The sequence below is a fragment of the Glaciecola sp. XM2 genome, assembly GCF_018595715.1.
GTDB lineage: Bacteria > Pseudomonadota > Gammaproteobacteria > Enterobacterales > Alteromonadaceae > Glaciecola.
The window spans coordinates 345,873-364,650 of the sequence record NZ_JAHEOJ010000020.1; the positions used below are offsets into that span (position 1 = coordinate 345,873).

16 protein-coding genes are annotated in these 18,778 nt (G+C 44.1%); 10 read left to right on the forward strand and 6 right to left on the reverse strand.

Annotation, left to right across the window (positions count from 1 at the left end; translation table 11 throughout):
• The first annotated feature begins 34 nt into the window (after window positions 1-34).
• Entirely contained in the window at window positions 35-934 is a 900-nt protein-coding gene (locus tag KJ365_RS06150; protein ID WP_214450746.1) for a fructose bisphosphate aldolase, read from the forward strand.
• Between the two features lie 154 nt (window positions 935-1,088).
• Window positions 1,089-1,610 (forward strand): prepilin-type N-terminal cleavage/methylation domain-containing protein, encoded by a 522-nt coding sequence (locus KJ365_RS16895; RefSeq protein ID WP_214450747.1) that lies wholly within the window; start codon window positions 1,089-1,091, stop codon window positions 1,608-1,610.
• A gap of 138 nt (window positions 1,611-1,748) precedes the next feature.
• Here the strand turns inward: KJ365_RS16895 and KJ365_RS06160 are convergent, their stop codons facing one another.
• The gene (locus KJ365_RS06160; RefSeq protein ID WP_214450748.1) at window positions 1,749-2,699 is read right to left on the reverse strand and encodes a LysR family transcriptional regulator; all 951 of its coding nucleotides are present in this window, start codon (window positions 2,697-2,699) and stop codon (window positions 1,749-1,751) included.
• A gap of 555 nt (window positions 2,700-3,254) precedes the next feature.
• Here KJ365_RS06160 and KJ365_RS06165 point away from each other — a divergent pair.
• From KJ365_RS06165 to KJ365_RS06175, 3 genes are all read left to right on the forward strand, one after another.
• Complete coding sequence (locus KJ365_RS06165) at window positions 3,255-4,079, forward strand: sulfite exporter TauE/SafE family protein (RefSeq protein WP_214450749.1); 825 nt, start codon at window positions 3,255-3,257, stop codon at window positions 4,077-4,079.
• Window positions 4,080-4,099: 20 nt separating this feature from the next.
• The gene (locus tag KJ365_RS06170) at window positions 4,100-5,272 is read left to right on the forward strand and encodes a pyridoxal phosphate-dependent aminotransferase (RefSeq protein ID WP_214450750.1); all 1,173 of its coding nucleotides are present in this window, start codon (window positions 4,100-4,102) and stop codon (window positions 5,270-5,272) included.
• A 295-nt stretch (window positions 5,273-5,567) separates the two neighbouring features.
• The gene (locus KJ365_RS06175) at window positions 5,568-5,831 is read left to right on the forward strand and encodes a hypothetical protein (RefSeq protein WP_214450751.1); all 264 of its coding nucleotides are present in this window, start codon (window positions 5,568-5,570) and stop codon (window positions 5,829-5,831) included.
• 286 nt (window positions 5,832-6,117) lie between these two features.
• Here the strand turns inward: KJ365_RS06175 and KJ365_RS16900 are convergent, their stop codons facing one another.
• The 5 genes from KJ365_RS16900 to KJ365_RS06200 form a co-directional block, all read right to left on the reverse strand.
• Window positions 6,118-7,215, reverse strand: a complete 1,098-nt coding sequence (locus KJ365_RS16900) for a methyl-accepting chemotaxis protein (RefSeq protein WP_284731254.1) — start codon at window positions 7,213-7,215, stop codon at window positions 6,118-6,120.
• Between the two features lie 199 nt (window positions 7,216-7,414).
• Entirely contained in the window at window positions 7,415-7,852 is a 438-nt protein-coding gene (locus tag KJ365_RS06185) for a nucleoside deaminase (protein ID WP_214450753.1), read from the reverse strand.
• 33 nt (window positions 7,853-7,885) lie between these two features.
• Window positions 7,886-9,412: a Ppx/GppA phosphatase family protein gene (locus tag KJ365_RS06190; RefSeq protein WP_214450754.1), complete on the reverse strand. Its 1,527-nt coding sequence runs from the start codon at window positions 9,410-9,412 to the stop codon at window positions 7,886-7,888.
• A complete protein-coding gene (gene ppk1 / locus KJ365_RS06195; protein ID WP_214450755.1) occupies window positions 9,413-11,482 on the reverse strand; it encodes a polyphosphate kinase 1 in 2,070 nt (689 codons plus the stop codon). It lies immediately after the preceding gene.
• Window positions 11,483-12,010 carry a glycine cleavage system transcriptional repressor gene (locus tag KJ365_RS06200; protein ID WP_250884054.1) on the reverse strand — a complete coding sequence of 176 codons (528 nt, stop codon included), beginning with the start codon at window positions 12,008-12,010 and terminating at the stop codon, window positions 11,483-11,485.
• A 65-nt stretch (window positions 12,011-12,075) separates the two neighbouring features.
• On the opposite strand from KJ365_RS06200, the gene KJ365_RS06205 reads away from it, so the two are divergent.
• From KJ365_RS06205 to KJ365_RS06225, 5 genes are all read left to right on the forward strand, one after another.
• Window positions 12,076-14,226 carry an ABC transporter permease subunit gene (locus KJ365_RS06205; protein WP_214450756.1) on the forward strand — a complete coding sequence of 717 codons (2,151 nt, stop codon included), beginning with the start codon at window positions 12,076-12,078 and terminating at the stop codon, window positions 14,224-14,226.
• Entirely contained in the window at window positions 14,219-15,757 is a 1,539-nt protein-coding gene (gene pstA / locus KJ365_RS06210) for a phosphate ABC transporter permease PstA (RefSeq protein ID WP_214450757.1), read from the forward strand. The genes KJ365_RS06205 and pstA overlap by 8 nt, the downstream gene beginning before the upstream one ends.
• A 30-nt stretch (window positions 15,758-15,787) precedes the next feature.
• Window positions 15,788-16,594: a phosphate ABC transporter ATP-binding protein PstB gene (gene pstB / locus KJ365_RS06215; RefSeq protein WP_214450758.1), complete on the forward strand. Its 807-nt coding sequence runs from the start codon at window positions 15,788-15,790 to the stop codon at window positions 16,592-16,594.
• 16 nt (window positions 16,595-16,610) lie between these two features.
• Complete coding sequence (gene phoU / locus KJ365_RS06220) at window positions 16,611-17,324, forward strand: phosphate signaling complex protein PhoU (protein ID WP_214451306.1); 714 nt, start codon at window positions 16,611-16,613, stop codon at window positions 17,322-17,324.
• A 146-nt stretch (window positions 17,325-17,470) separates the two neighbouring features.
• Window positions 17,471-18,772 (forward strand): inorganic phosphate transporter, encoded by a 1,302-nt coding sequence (locus KJ365_RS06225; protein WP_214450759.1) that lies wholly within the window; start codon window positions 17,471-17,473, stop codon window positions 18,770-18,772.
• The last annotated feature ends 6 nt before the right edge of the window (window positions 18,773-18,778 follow it).

An 18,778-nucleotide genomic window follows, 5' to 3' on the forward strand; every position in this document is an offset into this window, starting at 1 on the left:
GAACTATCGGAACAAAACACGAGGACCAAACCCAATGACAACTCAAGCGCAACAAGACATGCTAAGTAAAGTGCAGCAAGAAATTGGCTTCATCGCCGCATTAGATCAAAGCGGTGGCAGCACGCCAAAAGCACTTAAGCTCTATGGCGTTGATGAAACGGCATATTCATCGGATGAAGAAATGTTTGCATGTGTGCACGCGATGCGTACTCGCATTATTACTAGTCCAGCATTTGACGGGAAACGTGTTCTAGGCGCTATTTTGTTTGAAAACACCCTTGATAGAGACATTGAAGGTAAATCGAGTGCCCGTTTTTTGTGGGAAAATAAAAATGTTGTGCCATTTTTAAAAGTCGACAAGGGTTTGGCTGACGAAGAAAACGGCGCACAAGTGATGAAGCCTATGCCCGATTTAGATGCCTTGCTTGCAAAAGCGAATGCGCAAGATGTTTTTGGCACTAAAATGCGCTCGGTCATCAAACTTGCTAACAAAGCGGGCGTTGATGCCGTTGTTTCTCAACAGTTTGAGGTAGGTAAGCAAATTTTGGCAGCCGGTTTAGTGCCCATTATTGAGCCAGAAGTTGACATTAACAGCCCCGAGAAAGCTCAGGCAGAGGCGCTCTTAAAAGCTGCGTTACTGGCAGAGCTCGACAAATTAGACCCCTCGCAAAAAGTGATGCTTAAATTAACCCTGCCTGAGCAATCGAACTTTTATCAGGCGTGTATTGAGCATGCGAATGTACTCAAAGTAGTGGCGTTATCGGGCGGATATGCAAGAGATGAAGCAAATAAACGTTTAACTGATAACGTAGGCATGATTGCAAGCTTCTCGCGTGCTTTAACCGAAGGACTCAGCGCGCAGCAGTCTGACGATGATTTTAACGCAACCTTAGATGCAACCATCCAAGACATTTATAACGCATCAGCGACTTAAATCACCTAGCAGTAGATAAATGCGCGTTGGCGGTCTCACCTAGACTGCGGCGCGCCACTTCCCTTACAACGCCCATTGGTTTAAAAGCACTCATAATTGCGCTTACTGCGCTTTGCTATCATAATTGCACCTATCGTTAATTAGGCATGAAGTAATGACGTTGCAAATTAAGCGTAAACAAGGTTTCACGTTTGTCGAACTAGTACTAGTGATTGTTGTGCTTGGCGTATTAGCGCTCGTTGCATTGCCGCGTTTGCTAGACGTAACCACCGATGCCCGCATCGCAAAAATTACCGACATTGCGTCACAAATGAAATCGACGATTACGCTGGTACAAAACAAAGCGAGAGTTTCAGGGCTTCGTCCTGTTGCCACTAACCCTGGTGGCTCAGCGCAAGTCGCGTTTGCTGTGGATTTTGGCTTTGGCATCAGTGAAGTGGACTTTCGTAACCTTTGCCCTGAAAGCCAAGCAGAGATTGGTGATCGCCTCAACTTTTTAGAATTTATGAACCTGTCTTTGTCTGATGATATTAGTACGCGCGTAAATAATCAGTACACGCTTATAGGCTACGATGTACCAAGCTCTGGTGTACCTACCAACCAAGGTTGCTATGTGATTTATGATTCCTTTGGTTCACCTAATTGCACCGTAACTGAGGTGACGGTGGATTGTTAATTAAGATGAAATGTTAGATACGTTGATAAGTAAAACTTACGCATGTGTTAGCAAGCTCACCTCATGATAACCACTTTCATTTATCCTTGAAGCTTGGCGCTTAAACTCGATATTTCCGACTTCATTAGGTTTATTTAGCTAAGAGGGCAGGGTACCTCTCCACATGCCATTGCTGTGCGCTTCACCAACTTGGGTTTTTATGAGTGTGATGACCTTCTCAATGTGAGATTTTTTAGACGAGGAACTTGCGCTCATTGCGAGAACATCGCGTTTAATGTCGGGCTCTGTAATTTCTAAACTATGGACTATCCCTCGTTGTTCAAGGTGGTAGAAGGCGGAAGAGGGCAGCACAATTAGGCCCCGTCCTTGTGCAACGTAGCGCATATTAGTGGCTAGCTGACCAGAGTAGGGGAGAGAAAAGTTGAGTGAAATGCCGGCTTTGCTAGCTACCTCATTGAGCAGTTCGAATGAGCTATCGCGGGAATTAAGAGTGATCAGATCGTAGTTAACTAAACGCCAAAACTCGATGCTCTTACGGTTGAGTAAATCAGTTTGTATAGTGCTCGCGTTTTCTTTACTCATGACTAAAAATAAAGATTCTTTCATAAGCGTCTCGACATTTACGTCACGATTTATATCTAGCTGCTTATATGTCAAAGCTATATCAATTTTGCCTTTATGTAACCATTTGTTGAGACGATAGGTGGGTGCTGTCCTTAGATCTAAGGTGATGCCCGGTAGCGCTTGGGAAATTGCATCAATTAGAGGCATAGAAAGCACATTGCCAATTCCTTCGTTCATGCCAATTGAAATAACGCCATTTAAAGTATCGCTATAATCAAGCAAGTCACGTTTGGCAAACTCAATTTTTTGCATTAACTGCTGTGCATGAGCAAAAAATCGATGGCCAGAGGGCGTTAGGCTGACGCCTTTGTAGTCACGAATAAAAAGTGTGGCTTTTAACTCATGCTCCAAACTACCTAGTTGATGGCTAATTGCAGGTGCAGCAATATCGAGCGCTTTCGCGGCGCCCGCGATACTTTTTTTCTCCGCCGTCACGATAAAATAGTGCAATTGCTTCGTGTTCAACTTAGATAGCCTCCTCGTCAGCAAAATGATGCAAGACCTACATATCTCATCTTGCGAACGATACTGAATTATATAACCTTACACCTCGTACTTTTCATGTAGGAGCAAGTTACATACCAGTAAGGCCTATACCGATATTCCACTGTAATTTATTTGTTAAACTTACATCTAAAACTATCGTTGCTAAAAAACATTTTAGTGACTAAAAGGCAGTAAAAACCTACCTTTTAGCCGGTATAGATATTTTTTATTGCGCCGCTCTATATTTTTTATTCTTGTGTCAGATAAGCAAGCTCCCATAAGGTACTTTAAGCGTGCAACGAATGTGATGCACGCAAAATGCATCATAAAAGCGCACCTACATCAAAATAAATCACAAATGGTGCGCTTCGCTGAAAGTGTTGGCTGTATTTACATCAAACCTCTCGGGCTCACGTGATGACAATAAATATAATATAGGGACAATTAAGCTTTGTTTTCGCCGATATCAACGCCTTTGATTGCAGCGCAATGCAAATTTCAACAGGTTCACCTCAAACAATTGCGGATGGCTAAATGAGTGCTGACATCATCATGTTTGTCATTACTTTGTGTTGCGCGGGCGCAATTGCGGGGATAATGGCGGGTTTGTTTGGCATCGGTGGTGGTTTTGTCGTTGTACCTGCATTGCTGGCCGTTCTACCCTTTTTTACACCCGCAACCGAAGACTTAATGAAAGTTGCGATTGGCACTTCGTTAGCGTCAATTGTGGTATCTAGCGCTCGCTCTGTGCAAGCACACAACAAAAAGAACGCAGTAGACTTTGATGTATTAAAATCGTGGTCCACTTGGCTGGTGTTAGGCGTGCTTGGAGGGCTAGTTATTGCATCAGTAGTGAGCGCCGAAAGCTTAATGGTAGTATTTGCAACGGGTGTACTGGCGTTTGCTTGTTATTTTTTGTGTCCCCGCTGCTTTTCGTTTTCTCACAAAACAGAATCTCTGAGTATGCCAAAGGGGCCTTTTAAGGTGGCTTTGGCTTCATTTTTAGGTGGCTTCTCTGCTTTATTAGGCATTGGGGGAGGCACTATTACCGTTATTACCATGGTGACCTGCAATCGTTCAGCCCACCAAGCGGTTGCTACTGCCGCTGGCGTTGGATTTATTATTGGTTTGCCAGGCGCTCTCGGTTTTTTGATGATGAGCCATGGGGATTCAGTAATGCCTTACGGCACCGTTGGTTTTATTAATCTTCCTGCACTTGCCGCCATATCTCTAGGCGCAATGTTTACTGCGCCACTTGGAGCAAAGCTAGCTCACATGACAAGCGAAACGTTGTTAAAAAGGCTTTTCGGCGTCTATCTTCTCTCAGTATCGGCGGGCATGTATTTAAAAACGATTTAACTCAAAACAGAGGGCATAAAATGTCTAGCACTAACTTGAACAGACGTTCTTTTTTAACCAGAGCATTTACAGGCACAGCGGCCGGTGCGTTAGCGAGTATTGCACCATTTAGCCTGGCAAGTACCGCCAGCGTTTCTCCTATTAAATTGAACTATGGGCCTGCTCCTGGGATAGCGAAGCTCAATGCCAACGAAAATCCATATGGGCCAAGCGCTGGTGCCCTTGAAGCGATTATGCAGGCCAGTAAAACGGGCGGCGCTTACTATGCAGACGCGGCAGGAACGGTCTTAATTGATATGATTGCTGAGAAGTACTCACTGGCGCCGGAAAATGTGACTCTCAGCGCAGGCTCAAGCGGTGTCTTGTCTTCAACCGCGTTAATGGCGTCTACCAAGGGACGAATTTTGGGTCCTGACCTATTTTGGGATACAACAGCACGAGCGCCAGAGCATCAAGGGAAAGACGGGATCTTAAGGCTCCCTAAAACAGCCGACTTAAGCATTGATTTAGACGCTTTTTACAGTGCGATAACGGACGATGTGGCGATGGTGCAGGTCACTAACCCAAATAATCCAACGGGTACAACGGTAGATCCCAAAGCGCTCGAAGCGTTTTGTATTAAGGCATCTAAAAAGTGTTTGGTGTTGGTTGACGAGGCCTATAACGAACTCACCGACTCACCCGAAAAGCATTCGATGATCCACCTGATTAACAAAGGGCATAACGTTGTTGTTGCGAGAACCTTTTCAAAAATTTATGGGTTGGCTGGTTTAAGAGTAGGATATTTGCTATCAACCCCAGAAAACATTGACGCAATCAGTCGGTTTGGTATGGGTGGCTATTCGATGAATCAAGCGGGTTTGGCGGCGGCCATAGCGTCTTTCAATGATGAGGCTTTTTTAACTTATTCTAAAGAGAAAATTATCGAGGGTCGCTCCATGGTGTTTGATGCCGTTAAAGCAAATGGTTTAACGGCTTTACCGTCAACCACGAGTTTTGTGTTTGTGAACTTAGGAAACGGAAACGCAGAGGTGTTTCGTCAAAAAATGGCAGAGCAAAATGTCATGATCAGAGGTATTTATCAAGACTATACTAACTGGTCTCGGGTCAGTATGGGGCGCATAGAAGACGTACAAAAATATGTTAACGCCATGCCCATTGCGCTAGAGGCGATGTATCAGTCAGTGGTGTAACCGCTACTTAACGTTTCGCCTCTGTTAGCTCCCTCCTTCGTAGTGGGGCTTTTGTAGAGCGCTTTTTATAGATTTTGTTTGCGTTTATTATATTTTTTCAAAATAAAAATGGTATTGTGGCAGATGTAAATAAAACGAAAATCTAAAGGCAACATTATCGATTATAGTAACTATATACAGTGGTTAGCGGTTGTCATTGAACTTATTGGCTTAGTCTTAATAGCTGTAGAACTTTATTTTCCTAGGGTATCAGAGGGCCTAAAAGTTTTTTTTTGAAGAAACTAAGCCTAAATTCATGAGAAACCCAAAGGCATGGATAGGTAGTTATATTCTCATTTGGGTTATTGCTGTAGTCGGCCTGTCGGTTTGGGATCAGTCAATGCTGCTAATCTCAAATGTGTTTTTCACGGTGGTTACTGTGTTAACGCTGCTGGTGTTGAGTATAAGTAAGTTGTTAGTAAAAATCGGAGTTGTTATTGGGCGCGGCAACTCTGTAGGTGGTGTTGGTTTAGTGCTTGCACTGATTGGCTTTACTATGGAAGTTTCTCAATTAGTTTGAAGGTTAAGCGTATCAATTAACTTGCAATACATTGATCATGGGCCGGAGCTAAATAGGAATTTCAAGAGTGCCAATAAAACCACATGCTAGTCTTGCGTTTATCAGTTCGATACCTGTCATTTATTAATGATATCTTTTCAAGGTTTTTACTAGGCTCGTCATCCCACGTATTGAGCTTACCCGAAACTCCCAAATCCACAATAGGCGCAGGGTCGGTATAAGGTAACTTAACGCTATAGAATACTCCATGTAAAAGCCGCACCTAGCGGTAAGTCATGTTGATTAATTAGCTTGAGCTTTTTACTTTGCGCTCAATGCCGTTTAGATGTTCAAATACCTCCACGCTCGCTTTTTCCATAAGATTCAGCATTTCAATCATTTGCGTGTCATCCCCCTTGTCTCTTGCCTGCAGAGCGAGCTTTCCGGCTTCATGAACTTCCCGATGCGGTTTTTCTAGCTTCTGATAGTCATGAAAGTTAGAGTACATCGATTTTCCGTCGCCTTGATAAAACCATTTACCCAAGCGACACTGTGTATGATCTGCAAAATCATTTTCAGCTTTATCTGAATCGCCTTGCACAGCTTTATACACCTCTATTTTCCACACCAAGTGATCAAGTTTCACTGTTTGAATGAAGGTGCTTAAGCTAGACAACGAAATTACTTCTGACATGTCAGATGCCATATTAGAAATACCGTTAATTGATTTGTTAATATCTTTTGCCGACTCTGCAACTTTTGCAGTTTCATCGTTATTTTGTTTGATAAAGTTTGAGGCTCTAGCGGTCTGCTCTGAGGTTTCAGAGGTAAGCTGAGAGATTTTATCTGAAGCGCTTGCAGAATGCCCAGCTAATGTCCTCACTTCGTCTGCTACAACTGCAAAACCGCGTCCCTGTTCTCCTGCTCTAGCTGCTTCAATGGCGGCATTTAATGCAAGTAAATTCGTTTGCGCAGATAAACCTTGTATTTGAGTCACAAAGGATTCGATTTCTTGAGCTGACGTGGATAACTGGTCGATTGACGAGGTGATATCCCCTGACTTACTCGTTAGATCAACAAGTACCGAGACAATCCCATTTAATATTTCACTAATATTTGTAAAGTCTTGTAATGAGCCTGATAGTCTTTGTTTTTCGTTGTAAATATCTTGTGCAGAACCAGCAACGTCGTGTCTGATAGCGTCTAGCATATCTATTGAGCTAAAAAATGACTTTATAACCCTACGCTCTACATCGACCTTTGCAGCAAGAGATTCCGCATCCAAATATGACTTATGTAGGGCTTTTTCCATTTGGTCAATTTTTTCTTCGTTTGCGCTTTGCTCGCGAAGTAGCTTATTTATTGTGTTTTCTAACTCTATAATTTTTTGACGACTACCAAACATGGTCATCCTTTTGTGATACCAAAGAACATTAATACTATGTAATCGGACACTGACAGGAAATCTGTACTATTTTTACATTAGTTTAGCGCTTTATGACAATTATCTACCTGGGGAAAATAAGTAGAAATGCTCGTTTTGACGTTTGCCTATGTCAGAGGCTGACCACAAGGAGTACGGAGTGCTGGTAAAACTACAAAGGCTAAACCCCGATGTCCTCATTCCATAGGGATGGGTTATTCCGAATAAAGTCTGTCATCATCTTAATGCATGTTGCGTCGTTGAGTACTTCTACGTCAATTCCCTTTTCTTTTAAGCGCGCTTCTTCACCCATAAAAGTTTGGTTTTCTCCCACCACTACTCTAGGAATTTCGTATAGCATGATGGCGCCGCTGCACATTGAGCATGGCGATAAGGTGGTATAAATGGTGCACTCACGATAGGTCGCGGCGCTTTGTCTGCCAGCGTTTTCAAAAGCGTCCATCTCGCCATGGAGTATGGGGCTACCCGATTGTACTCTGCGATTATGACCTCGGCCGATAATCTTATTGTTATGCACAATCACCGAACCAATAGGAATGCCGCCTTCTGCAAGGCCTTTTTGCGCCTCTTCAATAGCCGCTTGCATGAATTTGTCCATATTTACCTCTTCTTTGCGTAATGTAGTGTCTTGTTAACGCGCATTGAGCTGAATGTCTAGTGCGTTTAGGTAAGTACTTTCTTTCTCAAGATCGGCATTGAGCAAGGTGTTGTTTTGCAGAACATCGCTGTCGAACGTGATATTTAATTCATTATCTTTAGCCATGTATGACGCACCTAGGTCAGTCGATGCGTGGCGGTTGATATTCAGCAATATTCCCAGTCTTAAAATCACTAACAAGCGCATGATGCCTTGTTCGCTATGTTCAATACTTTTTGGAAAAAGCGCTGGCTGAATACGCTTTCTATGAAAACGCACCAGCACACTCATCACGCGCTGCTGGTCTTGGTTAAAGCCAGGTAAGTCTGAATTAGAAAGGATGTAACTGCTGTGTTTTTGAATGCCTCTAGAATTTACCTGCAAGCCCACTTCATGCAACAAGGCCGACCAACCTAACATAAAGCGATATTTTGCCTCGCTGATGTCCCAATCCGTTTTAACCGTATTGTAAATTGTCATGCAGGTTTTGAGCACTCTGTGCGCGTATTGGGTGTCTACATCATATCTGGTGGCGAGACTTTGCGCGGTTCTGACTCTTACACTTTGAGAGGTTTGCTTGCCTTGTAGCTCTGCTAGCACGCCTTCACGCAGAGCGGCTTGCGAAATGCCTACCTGAGTTAATTTTAAAGACTGAAAAATTGCCAGCATAATGCATAAACCCGGCACAAATACGGGTTTTCTGTCTTCTGTTAACCCCTCAAAGTCTAAAGCCTCTGCATGACCTTTTTCGATGCACCGTGCGAGTAAAAGTTGCAAGTCGTGTTGATTAAATGGCATTGCTTCGCCATTTTCATTAGGGTGCGCCACTAGGGCTAAGGCTTTTGCAGTACCAGAGCTTCCGATTGCATGCTCCCAGTGGCACTCGCGTAAATTTGCGCTAGCAAGTTCTAAATCTTGTTGTGCCGCGGTAATAGCTTTTTCAACCGCATTACGGGTTATCTTTCCATCGCTAAAAAATCGTTTTTGGTAGCTAACGCACCCCATTTGCACGCTTTTACATAATTGTGGGGCACTGCTTTTACCCACCGCAAACTCAGTTGAGCCGCCACCAATATCGATGATAAGACGGCTGCCTTCGGTATTAGCGTTACTTGCCACACCCACATAAATCAAACGTGCTTCTTCAGCGCCAGAAATGACTTCAATTGGGAAAGGGAATATTTTGCGTGCGCGCCTTAAAAACTCATGGGCGTTTTTTGCTCTACGCAAGGTGTGAGTGGCGACAATACGCACAGAGTCCAAGGGTAGTCCGGCCAAGGGCTCTATCATACCTTCTAGTACATCTAGCCCTCTTTGCATCGCTTCTTCGCTTAAAATAGACTTATTGTCTAGGCCTTCAGCTAAGCGCACCTTGTATTTCACTCGGTTTACAACCTGCACAGCGTCAGCTACTACTCTAGCAATGACGAGATGGAAGCTGTTTGAGCCGATATCTAAGGCTGCTATGGTTTCGGTAGTGCGCTGTTCGGTGTTGTCAAAAATCTGATAAAGATTTTGCAATTAGTTGGCCTCTCGATCAGACAAGTACTGATGGATTTGTATCTGCGATCGTAACTTCTTCCGGTTACCGCGTTTCACGTAGTTATTGGATTGGGTTTGGTCGATCACTCGCGCTTTGAGTGTGTCAGTAAACTGAAGATCTAACAAGTCCAATATCATCTGCCTAGCGTCGGGGTCGTTAACCGGGCAACCTACCTCAATTCGATAGTCCATATTGCGCGTCATCCAATCAGCCGATGAGATGAATATTTTTCTGTCACCGCCATTTTCAAATACCATGATGCGCGGGTGCTCTAAAAAGCGGTCCACAATGCTAATGATTTCAATATTTTCACTTTGCCCAGGTACTCCGGGTATTAATGAGCACATACCGCGTATTATGCCGCGTATCTTCACGCCGGATTGAGATGCGCGATACAAATCATCAATGAGTTCGGAGTCCACTAGGTTATTAATTTTGAAAGTAATCTGAGCAAAGTGACCTTCGGTACTGCGCTGTATCTCTTGGCGTATCAATGACTGAATTTTGCTTCGTGCATTAATAGGGGAGACTTGAAGTTGATTAAAACGCACTTTTTTGTAGGGGTTTTGAATCATATCAAACACCTGAATGGCCTCAGCTGATAGCTCATCGTCACAGGTGAAAAGTGAGAGATCGGTGTATATTTTCGCAGTTTTTTCGTTGAAGTTTCCCGTTCCAAAATGCGCGTAATGCTTAAGTTTACCGCGCTCTTCTCTCGTTACAATGCATAACTTGCTGTGTATTTTTACGCTTGGGTTGCCCAATACTACCTTGATGCCGGCGTCGGTCATGCGTTTTGACCAAGCGATATTGTTCTCTTCGTCAAAGCGGGCGCGAAGCTCAACCACCACTGTGACTTTTTTACCATTGTCTACCGCATCCACTAGTGAACTGATAATTCGAGACTGCGATGCCACGCGATAAATGTTTAGGCGTATATGTTTCACCTGAGGATCAAACGCCGCTTGTCGCACAAACTCGGTAAAGTGCAAAAAGTCATGATAAGGGTAATAAAGTAGGATGTCTTTTTTGGCAATAGCTTCAAAAACAGTGTTGTGCTCCACAAAAGCCTTGCTGCGAAGTCTTGGCAGCTTTTTATTTTCCAGATAGGCTCTGCCCACATTTGGAAAGCCAATAAAGTCTTTGAAGTTTCGATAGTGACCTGCAGATTGAATCGTATCGATATTAGATATTTTTAATCGCTTGCGTAAGTCGTTGATCATCTCGTCAGGCATGCCATTGTCATGAATAATGCGCACAGGCTCTGCGATTAACCTTTGCTTCATGCTTTCTGACATCTTTTCAACGTAGCTTTCGTCAATTTCGTCGTTGATAGAATACTCAGCGTCACGTGTGATTTTAAACGAATATGCGGCTGACGATTCAAAGCGCACAAAACCTTTAAATATCTCATCAATGCAAAGTTTAATAACGTCATCAAGAAGTATGATTTGTTTTACCGTTTTACTTCCATGGCTAGGTAACACCACAAATCGACTGGTCTGCTTGGTAGGGATTTCTACCACCGCATATTTGGTGTTTCTGCCGGGGCGATACAGGGCAACGTCTAAGTAAACCGAGCTATCGTTAAGGCGTTGGATAAGTTCTACTTTATTGTCGAGCAATATGGGAGCCACATGCAGCAACACATGATTTCGAAAATAGGTTTTTACCCACTCTGCTTGTTTTTCATTGAGTAGGGCGTGATCAAGAATGTGTATGTTGTAACGCTTAAGTTCTTTAGTGACCTGCTTATGAATTTCATCAAACTGAGATGACAAGCCTTTCACGCGCTGCTGAATCTTTTGTAAGAGCTGTATGAGTTCATCTGCCGTTTCCATGTCACCATCGTTTTGAGAAATAGTGATCAGTCGTTTTACATCCGCTACACGAACGCGATAAAACTCATCTAGATTGTTACTGTAAATACCCAAAAACCGAATACGCTCAATCAACGGCGTATTTTTATCGGCAGCCTCCTGCAGCACGCGTTCATTAAATGAAAGCCAGCTAAGCTCTTTTGGAAAGTATAACTCTTTGTTCGGCACTTAATCTTCGTCCTTTATCAATTCTACGACCAAGTCGTCGGTAATTTGTTCTAGCGCATCTTGAATATCGTCAAGTTGCAAATCTGGCGCACATGCTAATTGCATTTTTGCAGTAAATAATGGACTGCCCCAATTAGGCGCGCTTTGGCAATGTGTGTTCAACTCTTTGATAGACACCTGCAAATTGGCAAGACAATGACTGATGTCGTTTACAATACCTTGTCGGTCGTTGCCAGTGACGATAAGCGCAAATTCGCGGGTGTTGTTTATATCGTCTATCGCTGCAGGCACCAGCGTAATTTGCAAACTTGAAAGCGTATGACAAGCCTGTATGAGCTGGTTATGGTTGGCAAGGGGAAGCATCACCTCAACAAAGCCCGCGAAATGCCCAGATAAATGACAGAAGCTACTTTTTAGCCAATTTCCATCTGCCTGCTTCACTGCTTTTGCTATTTGTTCAATCAAACCGGGTTTATCTTTGCCCACGACGGTTAAGACCATTGCTTGCATATTCGGTACCTTTTTCATTGATTCGACTATCATTATAGCCAACAATATTGCATCCTTATGAATCATAAACCAAAACAGTCCCTATGCAACCAAATCCATCTGCACAATCAGACAAAAAGCGATTTATCACTGATGCAATTGCTAGACGTGTTGTGACTGTTTTTGGTTTGATGGTGCTAGTGATGTTTTTGTTGTTGATCATGCACATTCTTAGCAATGCCTATCCGCTTTTAAACAAACCTACTATTTCCTTTGATCAAACACTGGCCATGGAGTCAACCGACAACTTACTGTCGATTCAAGAGTTGGGGGACCAAACTACGCTTTTATCAAAAGGGCAATGTGAGGTTGTTGTGCATAATATCGGCGAGGCTGCATTGGAGCCGCTTGCCACATTCGCGCACCCGTGCTCCTCGGTCATCGTCGAAATGCCAAATAATGGCAGCCATGATTCGCACTATGGATTGATTCGCAGTGATGGTCTGGTGGAGCTATTTGGTTTGTTTCAGACGGGGAGTGATATCAAGCGGCGTTTGGTCTCTTCATTTGTGATCCCAAATTACAAAGATTTACTCGAAACACATGGGCGCGAAAACTTACATTGGAAGTTAGATAAATATCGCAACAAAGTAGTGCTGTATTCGGTCATTGATAACTCCCATTACTTATCCATTTGGACACAATTAAATACTTTATCGAACGTGCAAACGTTGCGCGTTGAGCAAACTTCTATGTTTGTGCCTGTGGTAAGGTTTGATCGCGTCATTATTGAGCGAGATGGACAAGCTCAGCTAATCAATCAACAGGGAAGTGTTGTACAAATTTTCACCAGCGAAGAGACCAATGTTGAACAGGTGCTGTTATCGCCCAATCAGCGGACGGTATATGTAAGCACAAATAAAGGGCAAACCTTAGTCTGGCGAAATGCAAATATTGACGGTAAGTTTGCCTATGTAAACGCAGGATTATTGGTTGGGTTAAAAGAAGACCCCTTAATATCCGTGCAGTTTGATCGCCAAACATTGATTGGTATCGCTGCAGATGCAGGTGATCGCTTATATATCTTTAACAGTGCGACAAATGAGGTTGTTACTACGCGTAATATCGGCATTTCGTCTCAAGCGCTGCATTGGTATAACAATACTCTGTACTTAGTAAGCAAGGACAAACTACACGTTTATAACGTTGCTAATACCGTAGGCGTCACAACGTGGAGTAGCTTGTTTTCACCGGTGCAATACACAGGCTATACGCAAGCGGAATATATCTGGCAAACCAGTCAGTCGGCAGTATTTGCTGAACCTAAATTCTCTCTTGTTCCGCTCATTATCGGAAGCCTCAAAGCAAGTATCTTAGCGCTGTTTGTCGCTATTCCGCTTGCGTTAGGTGCCGCGATATACACTGCTTATTTTTCCTCTAGTAAAGTCCGCAATTGGGTTAAGCCAAGTATTGAAATGGTTGAAGCTATTCCTTCTGTAATCATAGGCTTTGTAGCCGCAGTGTGGCTGGCACCTTTTGCCGAACGCTCATTGCTTGCTTTACTCATCCTCTTAGTTTGTACACCGTTAATAGTGATCACGCTAGCGGTTGTGCATGGAGTATTTACTCAAACAGCCATCTATCATACTGTGCGCCGATATTATTTATTCATTGTATCTGTCACGGTGCTGCTGCTGGTGGTGGGCATTTTCCAAGGCAGTATGTTGCTGCAAACCTTTGCGATGCAAAGTGCAGATTCTTGGTTAGGCAATTGGTTAGCGCAAATCACTATTACTAAAACAACAATCGTCGTCGCATTGGCGTTAGGCATTGCTGTGGCACCCACCATCTACTCACTGGTCGATGATGCCTTGTTTGAAGTGCCCGAGGGGGTTAAACAAGCATCTTTTGCATTAGGAGCCACTGAGTTACAAACACTTACTAGAGTCGTGCTGGTGGTTGCGCTACCTAGCATTATTTCAGCTATTATGTTGGGTTTAGGGCGCGCGTTCGGTGAGACGATGATAGTACTGATGGTAACCGGCAATACGCCTATTGCTGACTGGGATCTGCTTTCTGGTTTGCGCGCTTTAACGTCTAATTTAGCCATAGAGCTACAAGAGTCGAGCATAGGCACTGCGCATTATCATATCTTGTTTTTAACCGCGGCTATTTTGTTTGCATTCACCTTTGTTATCAATACTATCGCTGCGGTGCTTAAACGCCGCCTGCAAGCGGGTGATCAGCATGCTTAGGCAGTTTCAACTTAACTATCGGCAAGCCTTATCAGAGACAGCGAGTTTGCTATGTGCGTCCATCATGCTGATATTTTTGGTGTCCATGGTTATTTTTATCGCCTTCCAAGGTAGCCAATATTTTGTACCTAAATCCGCATACAAAGTGTCTATCACCTTTGCAGATGCCCGTGAAGAAGTCTTTTATCAAACCAGTGCGCTTAGTCTTGAAAATGTCAAAGCACAGTTTGACAGTCGCTACCTAGGACAGTTTTTGGCTGAGCCTGAAAATACCCCAGAGGTAAGTGTGCAGTTAGCAGAAGAGGTGTATCAAGTCGTACTGGATTCTGGGCGTGTACATTTTGGTCAGTTTTATGCCCTATCGTCGATGGACGAGCCTGCCCTTCCTTTAAGTGAGCTCGATAATCTGCGAGATACCGTTGCGTTGTTACAAATTAGCCTTCAAGAAGCACAGGAGGGGCGTTTAAAAGACCTTCACGAGCGCATTGCGCAGTTAGATAGGAGTGGCGTAGCCACAGACGCGCCAGCAAGAGACGCGCTTATGCTTAACTTCAATCGTTGGCAAGCCCACGTATTTGAGTTAGATCGCCAAATTCAAAAGTATCGCATGCAATTTAAACAAGCCGATGGCGATTTGATCAGTATCGCATTGAATGATTTAGATTATCTTTATCAGCCTAATCAACTCACGCTGACAGATAAGATTGGCTTTACATTCTCAAAAATATGGCAGTTTGTATCCGATAAGCCTAAGCAAGCCTCAACAACCGGAGGTGTCTTCCCGGCTATTTTTGGCACCATTCTTATGGTGATTTTGATGGCAGTTGCGGTAGCGCCCTTTGGAATCGTGTCGGCAATATACTTACATGAATATGCACCAGACAACCGTTTAACCGGCCTTATCCGAATTGGCATCAGTAATATGGCTGCGGTACCGTCAGTCGTTTATGGGGTGTTTGGTTTGGGCTTTTTTGTCTATACCTTGGGGGGCTCCATCGATGAGCTACTTTACTCAAATACCTTACCTTCACCGACTTTTGGTACGCCTGGACTACTGTGGGCAAGTTTGACTATGGGTTTGTTAACATTGCCCGTGGTGATTGTGTCGGCGGAGGAGGGGCTTAAGCGTGTGCCAACTGGTCTGCGAGCGGGCAGTTATGCCCTAGGTGCAACCAAGTTCGAAACAATTATGCGTGTCGTCGTGCCGATGGCAAGCCCAGGTATGCTCACAGGGGTGATTTTGGCGATTGCGCGCGCAGCAGGAGAGGTGGCACCTTTAATTTTGGTAGGTGCGGTGAAGTTTGCACCTAACCTTCCCATTGATGGTGAGTTTCCGTTTGTGCATTTAGAAAGGCAGTTTATGCATTTAGGGGTATTTATTTATGACGGTGCATTTCATAATCAAACCGAAACTCAGTCCTCATCCTTAATGTTTGCGACTTGTATGTTATTACTAATCATCGTATTTTTACTGAATATTTCCGCGATTATGTTTCGCCATCGTTTACGAGATAAATATGAACGAGTGTAAGCAAGGAACCGACACAGGCATGAAAGCAGCATGTTAAAACTATTTGAACGAGAAATACTCTCGGTTGATGAGATTTCAAAGGCGCAAACGGGCATTGATGTGCGCGATCTGTGTGTGCATCTCAATGGTAAGCTCGTTTTAAATAACATCAACATCCGCATCCCTAAAAACAAAATTACGGCGTTAATTGGGCAAAGCGGTTGCGGTAAAACTACGCTGCTCAACAGTTTTAATCGCATGAACGAGCTCAACCGCAACCATCAGTGTTCTGGTGAAGTATGGATTAACGACCGGGATATTTATAATCGCAAAGAGCGCATCTCGCGCTTGCGTACTCAAATTGGCATGGTGTTTCAGCGTCCCAACCCCTTTCCTATGAGTATTTACGAAAATGTGTGCTTTGGGTTGCGCATTCAGGGCGAAACGAACCGCCGTAAGCTAGATGATAGCGTTGAGCGAGCATTGAAAAACGCCGCGCTTTGGGAAGAGGTGAGAGACCGTTTATTTGACTCCGCTATGATTCTGTCTGGCGGACAGCAGCAACGCTTAATGATTGCCAGGGCACTAGCCTTAGAGCCAGAAATTTTACTGCTGGATGAGCCCACTTCTGCGCTCGATCCATTGACAACTTTGTATATTGAAGAGCTCATTAATGAGCTTAAAAAACAGTGTACCTTGGTGGTGGTGACACACAATATGCAACAAGCAGCGCGTGTTTCTGACTATGCGGCGTTTATGCACAACGGTGAGTTAATTGAGTTTTCTGACAGTGACTCGCTTTTTACCATGCCAGCAAAACAACAAACCGAAGATTATATTACCGGCCGTTACGGCTAAAGAGCGAATAATGGCGATGCGTAGGCAACTTCAACTTAATACTCATATTTCAGCCAAGTTTAACCAAGAGCTTGAAAATCTTAAGCATTCGGTTTTGACCATGGGCGGGGTGATTGAGCAGCAATTGGTCAACACATTAGTCGCTTTGCAGGAAAAGGCGCCGTCACTTGCTGAGCGCGTGTCGCTTAACGACAGCAAAGTCGATGTCATGGAAACACAAGTTGAGCAAGAGTGTATGCGCATTATCGCCAAGCGCAACCCAACTGCTGGTGATTTACGTTTGATTATGACAGTGTCTAAAACTGCCACTGACTTAGAGCGCATTGGTGATGAAATTGCCAGAGTCGCGCGCTTAGTTACTTTAAATAAGATCCCTGATTCAGAGTTAGTGTTTGGCGGCATGTTGGATATTGGCAACCGCAACGTAGCGATGATGCGGGCGACCTTTGATGCTTTTGCTCGGCAAGACGATAAAGCAGCAATTTTAGCTCATCAGCAAGATAAAGATATCGACCGGGTGTACAAAAAGGTGCTCGAGCAAACGGCAGCTGAAATCCAACTGAATCCGGGGGATATTAATCAGTGGATGGATGTGCTTTGGGCAATACGCGCCTTTGAGCGTATTGGCGACCGCTGCAAAAACATTTGTGAATATGTTATTTATTTAACCTATGGCAGAGACATGAATAGCTCTTCGATGAAGAAAACGGTAAAAAAGTTACTGAAATAAATACTTAAAATAGAGTTACTTACTCTTTTTACTGAGATTATAGTCGGATTATTCGATGTATCTGGTTGCGCAACCTTCCAATAGCGTTTATATTTTTGCGCGTCATAGTCTGACTGACGAATTCTTCGAGATAGGCAACCTCCCTGATGGATATTTTTCAAAGCTATAGCCTAATATTGGTTATATTGGCAGCTAGCTTCGGTTTTTTTATGGCATGGGGAATCGGTGCCAATGACGTCGCCAACGCTATGGGCACGTCGGTAGGCGCAAAAGCTATTACGCTCAAACAAGCCATCCTCATTGCTATGGTATTTGAATTCGCTGGCGCATACTTAGCCGGCGGTGAAGTGACCAGCACCATCCGCAAAGGCATTATTGATGCCGGATACTTCCAAGGCGTTCCTGAATTACTCGTGCTAGGCATGATAGCTTCATTACTTGCGGCAGGTACTTGGCTGTTAATCGCCTCTTATTATGGTTGGCCTGTTTCGACGACGCATTCCATCGTTGGCGCAATTGTTGGGTTTACCGCGGTTGGCGTGAGTACCGAAGCGGTAGAATGGTCCAAAATTGGAGGTATTGTTGCGAGCTGGGTGGTAACACCTGCTATTTCTGCAATGATTGCTATTGGTATTTTCTTGAGCGCAAAACGCCTTATATTTGATCGCGACCACCCTCTTGTTTACGCGGTGAGATACGTACCTATTTATATGGGCCTAGCTGGTTTTATCATGTCTTTGGTCACCATTAAGAAGGGATTGCAACACGTTGGTCTTGGCTTGCCGACCGCTCAAGGCTACCTACTGGCCGTAAGCATTGGTCTTGCAGTCGCTTTCATTGGCGCAATCGTTATCCGTAAAGTGAACAAAAAGAACGATGTTTATAAGTCGGAGCACGACCAACTTACCGCAGAGCAGCAACAAGTCAAAGTAGAGCGTGTGTTCGCTGTTTTGATGGTGCTTACCGCATGCTGTATGGCATTTGCGCATGGTTCAAACGATGTTGCTAATGCAATCGGCCCACTTGCTGCTGTAGTGAGTGTAGTGTCTAACGACGGTTTAATTTTAGATAACTCTCCTCTGGCTTGGTGGATACTTCCGTTAGGCGGCTTTGGCATTGTCTTGGGCTTGGCTATATTCGGTCACAGAGTAATGAAAACCATCGGCTCTGGCATTACGCACCTTACGCCTAGTAAAGGCTTTGCTGCTGAGCTTGCGGCAGCCACAACGGTCTTAGTTGCGTCTGGCACAGGCTTACCTATATCCACCACGCAAACGCTCGTAGGCGCTGTTTTGGGTGTGGGGATTGTGCAGGGCGTTGCTGCGCTTAATGCAAAAATCATTCGTAGCATCGTGGTGTCTTGGGTCGTGACCCTTCCGGCAGGTGCTGGCTTTTCGATTATTTTCTTCTTTGCGCTGACCTTTATCTTTGGCGTCAACACGCTGTAATGCGCA